Genomic DNA, 13,119 nt, shown 5'->3' with positions numbered 1-13,119 from the left:
CCGGGACGGGCTGGGCCGCGGCGGGACGGCTCAGACCAGGCTGTCCCGCCAGGCCTGGTGCAGTTCGGCGAAGCGGCCGGCGCCGGCGATCAGCTCCTGCGGGCCGCCGTCCTCGACGATCCGGCCCTGGTCCATCACCAGGACGCGGTCGGCGATCTCCACGGTGGAGAGCCGGTGCGCGATGATCACGGCCGTCCGGCCCGCCAGCACCGTGCGCATGGCCCGCTGGACGGCCTGCTCGCCGGGGACGTCCAGCGAGCTGGTCGCCTCGTCCAGGATCAGCACCGCCGGGTCGGCCAGCAGGGCGCGGGCGAAGGCGACCAGCTGGCGCTGCCCGGCGGAGATCCGGCCGCCGCGCTTGCGCACGTCGGTGTCGAAGCCGTCCGGGAGCGCGGCGACGAACTCGTACGCGCCGATGTCCCGGGCGGCCTGTTCGACCTCCGCGCGGGTGGCGCCGGGGCGGCCGATCGCGATGTTCTCGGCGACGGTGCCGGAGAACAGGAAGGACTCCTGGGTCACCATGACCACCCCGCGCCGCAGTTCGGGGGTGGCGAGGTCGCGCAGGTCGACGCCGTCCAGCCGGATCCGGCCCTCGGTCGGGTCGTAGAAGCGGGCCAGCAGCTTGGCGACGGTCGACTTGCCCGCGCCGGTCGCGCCGACCACGGCCACCGTCTGTCCGGCGGGGATCACCAGGTCGAAGGGCGGCAGCACCTCCTTGCCGGTGCGGTAGGCGAAGCGCGTCCCCTCGAAGGAGACCTCGCGGCCCTTGCCGGCCGCCCGCGGCAGTTCGGCGGGCTCGGCCGGCTCGGCGACGGTCGGCTCGTGGGCGAGCAGGCCGGCGATCTTCTCCAGCGCGGCGGCGGCCGACTGGTAGCTGTTGAGGAACATCGCGAGCTGGTCGATCGGGTCGAACAGGCGGCGCAGGTAGAGCAGGAAGGCGGTGAGGACGCCGAGTTCCAGCGTGCCGTCGACGACCAGCCGGCCGCCGAGCAGCACCACGCCGGCCGTCCAGACGTTGGCGGCGGTGCGGGAGAGGCCGACGTAGCGGGCGAGCTCCAGGAAGCCGTCGGCGGTCGCGGTGGCGGAGCGCTGGTTGACCACGGCGAAGGCCGCGTCGTTGGCCTTCTCGCGGCGGAAGGCCTGTACCGGGCGGATGCCGTTCATGGTCTCGGTGAAGCGGACGATCATCGAGGCGGCGGAGGTCCGCGAGCGGCGGTAGACCCGGCGCGAGCGGGTGCGGAAGGAGCGGGCGATCAGGCCGAGCGGCACCAGGGCGGCCAGTGAGGCCAGCCCGAGGCGCCAGTCCAGCACCATGAGCAGCACCGAGATGTAGCAGACCGACAGGAAGACGGTCAGCAGCTCCTGGAGGCCTTCGGAGAGCAGTTCGCGCAGCGCGTCGATGTCGCTGGTGGCGCGGGAGATGATCCGGCCGGAGGTGTAGCGCTCGTGGAAGTCCAGGCTGAGCCGCTGGGCGTGCCGGAAGATCCGGCCGCGCAGCTCCAGCAGGATGTCCTGGTTGACCCGGGCGCTGATCTTGATGAACACCCATTGCAGCAGCGGGCTGAGCAGGGCGAAGCACAGGTAGGCGGCGATCACCGCGATCAGCGGTCCGGCGTCGTTCTCGCGCAGCGCCGGGATGCCGCGGTCCATCGCCACCGCGACCAGCAGCGGGCCGGACTGCAGGGCGGCCTGCTGGACGAGGATCACCACCATCGCGACGGTGATCCGGGCCCGGTGCGGGCCGAGCAGCGAGCGCAGCAGCGCCCGGGGCGCGCCGGGCGGGACGGGGATGTCCTCCTCGTCGTCCGGGGGAGGCGGCAGCTCCTCCTCGGCGGCGGGGCCGGCGGGGTCGGCCGGTTCGACGGCGGGTTCGGCGGTGGTGGTCACCGGGAGGTGCTCCCCTCGGGGATCAGGGCGGCCTCGCCCGTCATCAGTTCGCGGTAGCGCGTGGAGGTGCGCAGCAGTTCCTGGTGGGTGCCGACGGCCTCGATCCGGCCGTCCGCGAGCACCGCGACCCGGTCGGCGAGCAGCACGGTGCTGGGGCGGTGGGCGACCACCAGGGCGGTGGTGCCGGAGAGGACCTCGCGCAGGGCGCGTTCGACCAGGGCCTCGGTGTGCACGTCGAGGGCGGACAGTGGGTCGTCGAGGACGAGGAAGGCCGGGTCGCCGACGACCGCGCGGGCCAGGGCGAGGCGCTGGCGCTGGCCGCCGGAGAGGCTCAGGCCCTGCTCGCCGACCTCGGTGTCCGCCCCGGCCGGGAGCTTGTCGACGAAGCCGGCCTGGGCGGTGGCGAGCGCGGAGCGCAGCCGGTCCTCGCCCGCGCCGGGGGCGCCCATCAGGACGTTCTCCCGGACGGTCGCCGAGAACAGGGTGGGCTCCTCGAAGGCCACCGCGACGAGCTCGCGCAGCCGCTCCCGGGGCAGGTCGCGGATGTCGCGGCCGTCCAGCGTGATGGTGCCGCCGGTGGCCTCGTACAGACGGGGGAGCAGGGCGGTGAGGGTGGTCTTGCCGCTGCCGGTGGCGCCGACCAGGGCCATCGTCTCGCCGCTGCGCACGTGCAGGTCGATGCCCCGGAGCAGGTCGGGGGTGCCGTCGGGGGCGTCGGGGTAGCGGAAGCGGACGCCGGTGAGGCGGATGCCGTCCGGGGTGGCGCCGAGGCCGGTGGCGGTGCCCGGGTCCTCCTCCTCGGGTTCGTCGAGGACCTCGAAGAAGCGGTCGGTGGCGGTGGCGGCCTCGTTGGCGTAGGCGAGCAGCCAGCCGAGGGACTCGACCGGCCAGCGCAGCGCGAGCGCGGTGGAGAGGAAGGCGACCAGGCTGCCCGCGCTGAGCTGGTCGTGGGCGACCAGGTAGGCGCCGACGGCGAGGGCGCAGCCGAGGGCGATCTCCGGCAGGCCGACGATCACCGCCCACAGGTTCGCCAGCAGGTGGGCCTTGTGCAGCTCGGTGCGGCGCAGCAGCCGGGACTGGGCGCGGAACCGCTCGTGCATCGAGCGGTGGCGGCCGAAGGCCTTGAGGACGCGGATGCCGAGGACGGACTCCTCGACGACGGTGGCGAGGTCGCCGTTGCGGTCCTGGGCGAGCCGGGAGGCGCCGGAGTAGCCGGACTCGAAGCGCCGGGTGAGCACGAACAGCGGTGCGGCGGGCAGCACGACGATCAGGGCGAGCCGCCAGTCCTGGGTGAACATCACCACCGTGCCGGCCAGGAACATCACCGAGTTGACGATGAGGAAGACCAGCGGGAAGGCCAGGAACAGCCGCATGGTGTACATGTCGGCGGTGGCCCGGGAGAGCAACTGGCCGGATCCCCACCGTTCGTGGAAGGAGACCGGTAGCCGCTGGAGCTTGGCGAAGAGGTCGCCGCGCATGGCCGTCTCCAGCCCGGCCAGCGGGCGGGCCAGGACCACCCGGCGGGTGTAGAACAGGCCGGCCTCGACCAGGCCGAGGAGCAGCAGCAGGCCGACCAGCGGCCACAGCCCGGCGAGGTCGTGCCGGGCCAGGGGTCCGTCCACGATCCGGCCGAGCACGATCGGCACGCCGAGGACGCTCAGCATGGCGAGCACGGCGGCCGTCACGGAGGTGGCGAGCCGGCGGCGGACGGCCCGGGCGTAGGGCCACAGGCGCAGCAGGGAGCGGACCGTGGAGCGGTGGGCGGTCCCGGGGGCGTCGGGTTGTCGGTTCTCGGCCATCGCCGTGAGGGTAGGCAGACCTCCCGTCATTTCTCACCAGGTTTTTCACCCCTGTCGGCGCGGTGCGGCGAGAACCGGCCACCCGTACGGGTGGGGCGGAGGCGTTCGACGGGGCGCACGTGTCGGTTCGTGCAGGGAGGAGTGCGTCGAGCGCCTCTTGCGAGCCCCTGCCGATCGGCCGATTACATCTCCTGACGGATGGTCACTGATGCGCGAGTGGTAGGAGATGCGACATGACGGTCGAGACCGAGCCGGGCCCCGCGGGGGGCGCCACGGTGGTGCAGGTGCGGACACAGCTCAGCCTCAGCACGGTGGCGGCGCGGAACCTGGCGACGACGACCAAGTCCGAGCCGCAGATGCAGGAGATCACCTCCCGGTGGCTGCTGCGGATGCTGCCCTGGGTACCGGTCCAGGCGGGTACGTACCGGGTCAACCGCCGCCTGAGCTACGCGACCGGGCGCGGCCGGGTGAGCTTCGCCAAGACCGGCACCTCGGTGAGCGTGATCGCCCCCTCGCTGCGCGAGGTGCCGGCGCTGCGCGGCTTCGAGGACGACGCCGTGCTGGAGGAGCTGGCCCGCCGGTTCGTGCAGCGGGACTTCGCCCCGGGCGACGTCCTGGTGCAGGAGGGGTCGCCGATCGAGGAGGTGTTCCTGCTCGCGCACGGCAAGGTCGACCGGCTCGGCACCGGCAAGTACGGCGAGCAGACGGTGGTCGGGACGCTCGCGGACGGCGACCACATCGGCGACGAGGCCCTCACCCGGGAGGACGGCACCTGGCCGTACACCGTGAAGGCGGCGACCGCGGGCGTCGCGATGGCGCTCTCGTGGCCGGTGTTCCAGGAGCTGGTCGACCGCTCGGACGCGCTGCGCGAGCAGCTGCTGGGCTTCGCGGCCGACGCCGCGCAGGCGCAGAACCCGCACGGCGAGGCGAACATCGACCTGTCGGCGGGCCACGAGGGCGAGTTCGAGCTGCCCGGCGCCTTCGTGGACTACGAACTGCGGCCGCGCGAGTTCGAGTTGAGCGTCGCGCAGACCGTCCTGAAGGTGCACACCAGGGTCGCCGACCTCTACAACCAGCCGATGAACCAGACCGAGCAGCAGCTGCGGCTGACCGTCCAGGCGCTGCGCGAGCGCCAGGAGCACGAGCTGATCAACAACCCCGACTTCGGGCTGCTGAGCAACACCGACTTCGACCAGCGCATCCAGACCCACTCCGGCCCGCCCACCCCGGACGACCTGGACGAGCTGCTCGCCATGCGCCGCGACACCGACTACCTGTTCGCCCCCTCGCGGGCGATCGCGGCGTTCGGGCGGGAGTGCAACAGGCGCGGCATCCACCCCGGCACCGTCGACGTCGCGGGCAAGCACCGGCCGACCTGGCGCGGGGTGCCGATCTTCCCGTGCGACAAGATCCCGGTGGCGGACACCGGCACCACGTCCTTCATCGCGATGCGCGTGGGCGAGGACAACCAGGGCGTCATCGGCCTCAACCAGATCGGCATCCCGGACGAGTACGAGCCCGGGCTGAACGTCCGGTTCATGGGCATCGACGAGAAGGCGATCGCGTCCTACCTGGTCAGCGCCTACTACTCGGCGGCGGTGCTGGTGCCGGACGCGATCGGCGTGCTGGAGAACGTCGAGGTGGGCCACGCGCGCGGCTGACGCGCGCCGGATCACTCCGGGGCGGGCGCGCGCAGCAGCTGGAGCGAGCGCCCGCCCAGCACGACGGCCCCCCGCGGGTGCGGTTCGCCGGTGCCCGGGGCGGCCGTGTCGACGACCGTCCCGTACGCGGCCTCCGGCGCGGCCCAGGGCTCGCCGGGGAGGGTGAAGACGACCGGTTCGTGGCCGGCGTTGAAAAGCAGCAGGAAGCTGTCGTCGTGCGACGGCCGCCCGGCGCCGTCCCGTTCGGACATCGCGGCACCGGACAGCAGCATGCCGAGGCAGGCCGTCGGGGCGAACCAGTCGGCCTCGGTCATCTCCTTGCCGAGCGGCGTGAACCAGGCGAGGTCCGGCAGGCCGCCCGGGACGGCGGCCCGGCCGGAGAAGAACGCCCGCTGCCGCAGCACCGGGTGGGCGCGGCGCAGCCGCACCAGGCGGGCGGTCAGGTCGCACAGGTCCCGCCAGCCGGGCTCGCGCAGCAGGGACCAGTCCAGCCAGCTGACCTCGTTGTCCTGGCAGTAGGCGTTGTTGTTGCCGCCCTGGGTGCGGCCGAACTCGTCGCCGGCGGTGAGCATCGGCACGCCGGTGGAGAGCAGCAGCGTGGCCAGCAGGTTGCGCAGCTGGCGCAGCCGCAGGGCGGTGACGTCCGGGTCGTCGGTCTCGCCCTCGACGCCGTGGTTCCAGGAGCGGTTGTCGTCGGTGCCGTCCCGGTTGGCCTCGCCGTTGGCCTCGTTGTGCTTGCGGTCGTAGCTGACGAGGTCGCGCAGGGTGAAGCCGTCGTGCGCGGTGACGAAGTTGACGGAGGCGTACGGGCGCCGTCCGCCGCGCTGGTAGAGGTCGGAGGAGCCGGAGAGCCGGTAGCCGAGCTCACGGACGTCCGGGCGGGCGCCGCGCCAGAAGTCCCGGACGGTGTCCCGGTACTTGTCGTTCCACTCGGCCCACAGCGGGGGGAAGCCGCCGACCTGGTAGCCGCCCGGGCCGACGTCCCACGGCTCGGCGATCAGCTTGACCCGGCTGAGGAGGGGGTCCTGGGAGACGGCGGCGAGGAACGGGTGCTCCATGTCGACGCCGTCGCCGGCGCGGGCGAGGGCGGCGGCGAGGTCGAAGCGGAAGCCGTCCACGCCCATCTCGGTGACCCAGTACCGCAGCGAGTCGGTGATCAGCCGGATCACCTGCGGGCGCCGGGTGTCCAGGGTGTTGCCGCAGCCGGTGTAGTCGGCGTAGCCGCGCGGACGGTGCGGGGCGAGGCGGTAGTAGGCGGCGTTGTCGATGCCGCGCAGCGAGAGCGTGGGCCCGAGTTCGGCGCCCTCGGCGGTGTGGTTGAACACGACGTCGAGGATCACCTCGATCCCGGCGGCGTGCAGGGCGCGGACCATCCGCTTGAACTCGCCGACCTGGCCGCCGCGCGAGCCGGAGGCGGAGTAGCCGGCGTGCGGGGCGAAGAACCCGACGGTGTTGTAGCCCCAGTAGTTGGCCAGGCCGCGGGCCTGGAGGTGGTCCTCGCTGGCGTGCTGGTGGACCGGCAGCAGTTCGACGGCGGTGACGCCGAGGCGGGTCAGGTGGGCGACGGCGGCGGGGTGGGCCAGGCCCGCGTAGGTGCCGCGCAGGTGGGGCGGGACGTCGGGGTGGCGCATGGTGAAGCCGCGGACGTGCAGTTCGTAGAGGACGGTCTCGGCCCACGGGGTCTTCGGGCGGTGGTCGTCGTACCAGTCGTCGTCGTCGTGGACGACGACGGATCTGGGCACGTAGCGGGCGGAGTCGCGGTTGTCCCGGACGGTGTCGGCGACGTCCGCCTCGGGCCAGTTGCGGACGGCGCCGCTGGCCGCGTCGTGGGAGGTGTAACAGCCGTCGACGGCGCGGGCGTACGGGTCGAGCAGCAGCTTGGCCGGGTTCCAGCGGGCGCCGGTCCACGGGTCCCAGCGGCCGTGCACGCGGAAGCCGTACCGCGTGCCGGGGCGCACGCCGGGCAGGAAGCCGTGCCAGATCTGGAAGTCCTGTTCGGTGAGGCGGTGCCGGCTCTCCTTGCCGTCCTCGTCGAACAGGCACAGGTCGACGGCCTCGGCGCCGGCCGCCCAGAGCGCGAAGTTGGTGCCGGGGCCGCCGAGCCGGTCGGTGCGGAAGCGGGCGCCGAGCGGCTGCCAGTCGCCGGGCCACGGTGGCTCGGCGGTCCGTCCGCCGCGCGTCCGCACACCGGCTTCCAGCTCCTGCCCTGACGCCATGGCCGTGCCCTCCCTGGCCGGGGTGTCCCGGACCCCGTGCCCTTCCTCATTCCCGGTTTGCACTGATCGGAAGCGGCTGAACGGGGGCTTACCGGCGGATGGCGGCCGAGGGGTGCGGGCCGTGGGGTGCCCGGGTCGGCGCGGGGCGCCCGCGCGGCCCGGGGGGCGGGCGCCGGCCGGCCCGCGCCGCCGTGTCCGGTCCCGGGGCTCCTCGTTGTTCCGGATATCGGAACGACACGGCTGGAGGCCCCCGGAATGCGGCGCCGAGGACGGGTTTGGGCGCGGCGGGCGGTGGCGGTGGCCTGGTGCCTGGCCACGCTCACGAGCTGCGGCAGCGGCGGCACCCCGGCCGCGCCCGCCAACGACGGGGCCCCGCCCGGGGTGCACACCCCGCCCCCGCCGCCGTCCCGGGCGGTGCTCGCCGCCCTCCCCGCCGACGGCGCCCAGGACGTGCCGCCGGACGGGCCGGTGCGGGTGACGGTCGCGCAGGGCAGGCTGGTCTCCGTCCGGCTCGCCGACAGCAGGGGCACCGAGGTCCCCGGCACCGTCGCCCCGGACGGCGCGGCGTGGACGCCGGACGGCCCGCTGCCGCTCGGCACCGCGTACACCCTGGACGCCGTCGCCGAGGACGGGCAGGGCCAGAAGGCGGCCCAGCACTCGGCGTTCTCGACCGTCGCCCGCGCGCACACCTTCGTCGCCTTCTTCACCCCCGAGGACGGCTCCACGGTGGGTGTCGGGATGCCCGTCTCGCTGCGCTTCAGCCGTCCGGTCACCGACCGGGCGGCGGTGGAGCGGGCGGTGCGGGTGAGCGCGGACCCGCCCGTCCCGGTGGCCGCGCACTGGTTCGGCGGCCAGCGGCTGGACTTCCGCCCGCAGCGGTACTGGGCGGCCGGGACGAAGGTCACGGTGGAGCTGCGGCTGAAGGACGTGCAGGGCGCGCCGGGGGAGTTCGGCACCCAGACCAAGGACCTGCGCTTCACGGTCGGCCGGGCCCAGGTGTCCACGGTGGACCTCGACGCGCACACCCTGACCGTCCGCTCCGGCCAGGGCGGCAAGGTGCTGCGGGTGCTGAAGGTGTCCGGTGGCAGCCCCGACCACTCCACCTACCGGGGGGTGCTGGTGGTGTCGGAGAAGTACCGGGAGACCCGGATGAACTCGCAGACCGTCGGCATGGGCGACGAGTACGACATCAAGGACGTCCCGCACGCGATGCGGCTGACCGCCTCCGGCACCTTCATCCACGGCAACTACTGGGCGGATCCCGGGGTGTTCGGCACCGCGAACACCAGCCACGGCTGCATCGGCCTCGCCGACACCAAGGGCGGGACGGGCAAGGACACCCCGGCCGGCTGGCTGTTCGAGCACACCATCCCGGGGGACGTGCTGGAGGTGAAGGCCTCCGCCGGGGACGTCGTGCCGCCGCAGAACGGGCTCAACGACTGGAACGTGCCGTGGGCCCAGTGGGTGGCCGGCAGCGCGCTGCCGCCGTCCCACTAGCGCCGGGAGCCTTCACGACTGCTTCACCCACCTCCCCCCGGAGTTCACCCGGACGGCCCGGTTATCCTGCTCCGACGTGCCGGGACCCGGCGCGAAAGATCGGCGCCCGGTGCAACTTTCGGGGGCACTCGCCGCGTCAAGTGAGTGAATACCGGGAGGGGAGAAACCGTGAAGACGGGTACGACGGCCGGCGCCGCGATACGCAGGGGTGCGGTGGCACTGGCCATGGGCGGGGTGCTGCTGCTCACCGCGGCCTGCAACGACGACAACGGGGGCGGCGACAAGGCGTCGGGGGGCAGCACGACGGCGGCCGACGGCGCCGCGGCCCCGGCGGCCTCGCAGGCCGCACCGAAGACCTCGGCCGCGGTGCTGGCCGTGGCACCGAAGGACGGCGCCCAGGACGTCGCGCCGAGCAACGGGCTGCAGGTGGGCGTGTCCAACGGCAAGCTCACGTCGGTCGAGGTGACCGACAAGGACGGCAAGCCGGTCGAGGGCGCGATCACCCCGGACGGCACCGGCTGGAAGCCCGCGGCGGCGCTCGCCGTCGGCATGGCGTACAAGGTGAACGCGCAGGCCAAGGACGCCGACGGCCTGGTGGCCGCGTCCACGACGACGTTCACGACGCTGACGCCGGAGAAGAAGGTCTCCACCAACGACAACATCAGCGACGGCGCCACCTACGGCGTCGGCATGATCGTCTCGGTGAACTTCACGAAGGACGTCAAGAACAAGGACGCCGTCGTCAAGGGCATCACCTTCGAGAGCAGCAACGGCACCGAGGTGAAGGGCCACTGGTTCGGCGACCGCCGGGTGGACTTCCGTCCGGCGGAGTACTGGAAGCCGGGCACCAAGGTCACCATCAAGTACCGGTTGAAGAACGTCGAGGTGTCGCCCGGTGTCTACGGCGACGTGGACAAGGACGAGCCCTTCACCATCGGGCGCTCGATGGTCTCCACCGCGGACGCCAAGACGCACCAGATGACCGTCGAGCGGGACGGCAAGAGCACCACCGTGCCGGTCACGCTGGGCGCGGACGCGACGCCGTCCTGGGGCGGCACCATGGTGATCATGTCCAAGGAGAAGGTCACCCGGATGAACTCGCAGACCGTCGGTCTCGGCGGCGAGTACGACATCCAGGACGTGCCGCACGCGATGCGGCTGACCACGTCCGGCACGTTCGTGCACGGGAACTACTGGGCCAAGAACAACCCGTTCGGGAACCTGAACGGCAGCCACGGCTGCGTCGCGATGTCGGACGTGCAGGGCGGCAGCGACTCCTCGGTCGCCGGCAGGTTCTACAACGACTCGATGGTCGGCGACGTCGTCAAGGTAGTGAACACCAAGGAGAAGACCGTCTCGCCCTCCAACGGGCTGGGCGGCTGGAACGTCGCCTGGGCGAACTGGTAGGACTTACCCGGCAATAGGCCCGGGTAGTCCCGTATCGTCACTGCTTTTCCGTCGAGCGGCCCGATCCTCACCCGTTGGGGTCGGGCCGCCGGCGTTTTCCGAGCGCGAAGCCCCTCGAATGGCGCAACCTTTCCGGTGGCCAGCGCGTGTATTGGTCGGGCCCGCTGGGTCCGAACGGGGTGTTTGAGGGAGGGATCGACGTGAAGTCGATACGCAGGGTGATGGCCGTCGGTCTGGTCGGCGGAATGATGGTCCTGACGGCGGCGTGCAACAACAACGACGGCGGCGGGAGCGCGGCCAAGGCCGACCTCGGGGGCGGCGCGGCCTCCGCGGCTCCCTCGGCGGCCGGCACGAGCGCGGCGCCGAAGACGTCGCAGGCCGTGGTGTCCATCGAGCCGAAGACCGGCTCGGTCGACGTCGCGCCGGACGCGCTGAAGGTCGGCGCGACGGGCGGCAAGCTCACCACCGTGAAGGTGAGCGACAAGAGCGGCAAGGAGATACCCGGCACGATCGCCGCCGACGGCTCCAGCTGGACCCCGTCCGCCGGGCTCGCGGTCGGCACCTCCTACCAGGTGAGCGCGATGGCCGCGGACGCCAACGGCGCCGTGGCGCAGGCCGACAGCAGCTTCACCACGCTGACCCCGACGGCGCTGGCCAAGGCCGCCGACAACGTCGACAACAACGCGACGTACGGCGTCGGCATGATCGTCTCGGTGAACTTCAGCAAGGACGTCAAGAACAAGGACGCGGTCCTCAAGGGCATCACCTTCGAGAGCAGCAACGGCACCGAGGTGAAGGGCCACTGGTTCGGCGACCGCCGGCTGGACTTCCGCCCCGCCGAGTACTGGAAGTCCGGTACCAAGGTGACGGTGCACTACCACCTGGGCAGCGTCGAGATCGCCCCCGGCGTCTACGGCAGCGACCGCGACGAGCCCTTCACCATCGGGCGCTCGCAGGTGTCCACCGTCGACGCCAAGACCCACAGGATGACGGTCGTGCGGGACGGCCAGTCCTCCGACATCGACATCACCTCCGGCTCGGACGCGCACCCGACCTGGAACGGCACCATGGTCATCGAGTCCAAGGAGGGCGTGGTGCGGATGCAGTCCAGCACCCTGCCCGGGATGACCGGCGCGCCGTACGACCTCCAGGTGCCGCACTCGATGCGCCTCACCGACTCGGGCACCTACATCCACGGCAACTACTGGTCGGACGCCTTCGGCGAGGACAACGTCAGCCACGGCTGCGTCGGCCTCAAGGACGTCAAGGGCGGCGGCGACTCCACCTCGATGGGCAAGTTCTACGACGGCTCGATCGTCGGCGACGTCGTGATCGTGAAGAACTCCAGCAAGAGCGAGACGCTCGACCCGTCGAACGGTCTGAGCGGCTGGAGCCTGCCCTGGGCCTCCTGGTAGCCACCGGGCACCACGCGTTCCCCGCGACCCGGGACCGGCCTCGTGCCGGTCCCGGGTCGTCGTTTTGCCGCCCGCCCGTCGCCCCCTCTTGCACGGGGCATATGCCGAATCGGTCGTGATCGTTTGCTCATTGTCCGTACGCGGCTGCTTGCGTTCCGCAATGATGGGTCGCATGGCGGGTTGGGGCGAAACAGATCAGTCATCAGTTCCGGGAGCCGGAATGGTCGCGGAGGCGTCCTGGATCGACGTCCCGGGCGCGCTGTCGGCGCTGGAGCGGCTCAGCTCCGGGGAACTGGAGGAGATGTACTTCGGCAGGCTGTGCGACCAGTCCGCGCCGGGCGAGGTGCGGCTGCCGTCCCGGGCGGAGTCCGCTCAGGTGGCCCGCCGGCTGGTGCTCTCCGTCCTGGAGTCCTGGGACCTCCACCAGCACCTGGAGGCGGGGGAGTTACTCACCAGCGAGCTCGTCTCCAACGCCGTTCGGCACGCCGCCGGCCGCACGATCGGGCTCCAGGTGATCCGCAAGCCGGGCTGGCTGCGGGTCGAAGTCCGGGACTCCTCAAGGGCGTTGCCCTGCGTGATCCTCGCCGAGCCGCTGCCCGTCACCGAGCGGGGGCGCGGCCTGAAGGTGGTCGACGACCTCGCCGACCGGTGGGGTGCGGACCTGCTGCCGCGGGGCAAGGGCGTCTGGTTCGAGCTGAAGATCCGCGAGCGCCACTGACGCGGCAGGGTCCGGAAAACACGCAGGGCCCCCTGGAATCGCCGTGGTCCGGCGGTTGGGGGCCCGTGCAGGTCATCGCGCCGGCCAAGGGGGTGCGTGCCGCGCGATGGGCGTCGACTGTGCCAGGTCGGGCCAGTCGAAGTCCGATGTGTCGACTATGGCACGGATCTCAGCATGTGGGCAAACCGGGCAGCTTGGATTGAAAGGTTTGTAACCTACTTCACCTTGGGAATTTGCATAGGTTAACGATGTTGCCTGTGAATATTCATAAATGATCGCCCCCGAGGGGGCCGCCCGACCGGTGTCGCCATCCCTGTGTGGGTGGGGGCGGCCGTTAACGCTTTCGGGCGAGCGTGCACCATGCGCCGTTGACGTAGCATCGGGGGCGTGAACCCGTACTGGCGCGTCGCGCTGCCACCGCTCCGCGCCTGAGCGGGCGCGCGCAGGTGATCTGACCCGCGGCCCCGGCCGGCCCCTGCCGCCGGGGGTCCGTCGCGTGCGCCCGTTTTCGAAACCAGT

At 72.2% G+C, this 13,119-nt stretch carries 8 protein-coding genes; 5 read left to right on the top strand and 3 right to left on the bottom strand.

Annotated elements, in window-relative coordinates:
- Nucleotides 1-30 precede the first annotated feature (30 nt).
- Both ACFVU9_RS10965 and ACFVU9_RS10960 read right to left on the bottom strand, forming a co-directional pair.
- Entirely contained in the window at nt 31-1,887 is a 1,857-nt protein-coding gene (locus ACFVU9_RS10965; protein ID WP_387592091.1) for an ABC transporter ATP-binding protein, read from the bottom strand.
- Nucleotides 1,884-3,686: an ABC transporter ATP-binding protein gene (locus ACFVU9_RS10960; protein ID WP_387592088.1), complete on the bottom strand. Its 1,803-nt coding sequence runs from the start codon at nt 3,684-3,686 to the stop codon at nt 1,884-1,886. Before ACFVU9_RS10960 ends, ACFVU9_RS10965 begins: the two co-directional genes overlap by 4 nt.
- A gap of 233 nt (nt 3,687-3,919) precedes the next feature.
- Between ACFVU9_RS10960 and ACFVU9_RS10955 the strand changes: the two genes are divergently transcribed.
- Nucleotides 3,920-5,347 (top strand): family 2B encapsulin nanocompartment shell protein, encoded by a 1,428-nt coding sequence (locus ACFVU9_RS10955; protein WP_387592085.1) that lies wholly within the window; start codon nt 3,920-3,922, stop codon nt 5,345-5,347.
- An 11-nt stretch (nt 5,348-5,358) separates the two neighbouring features.
- Here the strand turns inward: ACFVU9_RS10955 and glgX are convergent, their stop codons facing one another.
- Nucleotides 5,359-7,563: a glycogen debranching protein GlgX gene (gene glgX, locus ACFVU9_RS10950; protein WP_387592082.1), complete on the bottom strand. Its 2,205-nt coding sequence runs from the start codon at nt 7,561-7,563 to the stop codon at nt 5,359-5,361.
- A 255-nt stretch (nt 7,564-7,818) separates the two neighbouring features.
- Between glgX and ACFVU9_RS10945 the strand changes: the two genes are divergently transcribed.
- The 4 genes from ACFVU9_RS10945 (at nt 7,819) to ACFVU9_RS10930 (ending at nt 12,600) form a co-directional block, all read left to right on the top strand.
- Nucleotides 7,819-9,060, top strand: a complete 1,242-nt coding sequence (locus ACFVU9_RS10945) for an Ig-like domain-containing protein (protein WP_387592079.1) — start codon at nt 7,819-7,821, stop codon at nt 9,058-9,060.
- 168 nt (nt 9,061-9,228) lie between these two features.
- The gene (locus ACFVU9_RS10940; RefSeq protein WP_380441339.1) at nt 9,229-10,467 is read left to right on the top strand and encodes an Ig-like domain-containing protein; all 1,239 of its coding nucleotides are present in this window, start codon (nt 9,229-9,231) and stop codon (nt 10,465-10,467) included.
- A 200-nt stretch (nt 10,468-10,667) separates the two neighbouring features.
- Entirely contained in the window at nt 10,668-11,882 is a 1,215-nt protein-coding gene (locus tag ACFVU9_RS10935) for an Ig-like domain-containing protein (protein ID WP_380441341.1), read from the top strand.
- A 160-nt stretch (nt 11,883-12,042) separates the two neighbouring features.
- The gene (locus ACFVU9_RS10930) at nt 12,043-12,600 is read left to right on the top strand and encodes an ATP-binding protein (RefSeq protein WP_380441343.1); all 558 of its coding nucleotides are present in this window, start codon (nt 12,043-12,045) and stop codon (nt 12,598-12,600) included.
- The last annotated feature ends 519 nt before the right edge of the window (nt 12,601-13,119 follow it).

It is taken from the genome of Kitasatospora sp. NPDC057936, from assembly GCF_042887525.1.
Classification (GTDB): Bacteria; Actinomycetota; Actinomycetes; order Streptomycetales; family Streptomycetaceae; genus Kitasatospora.
This window is presented reverse-complemented; position numbering and strand designations above follow the sequence as displayed.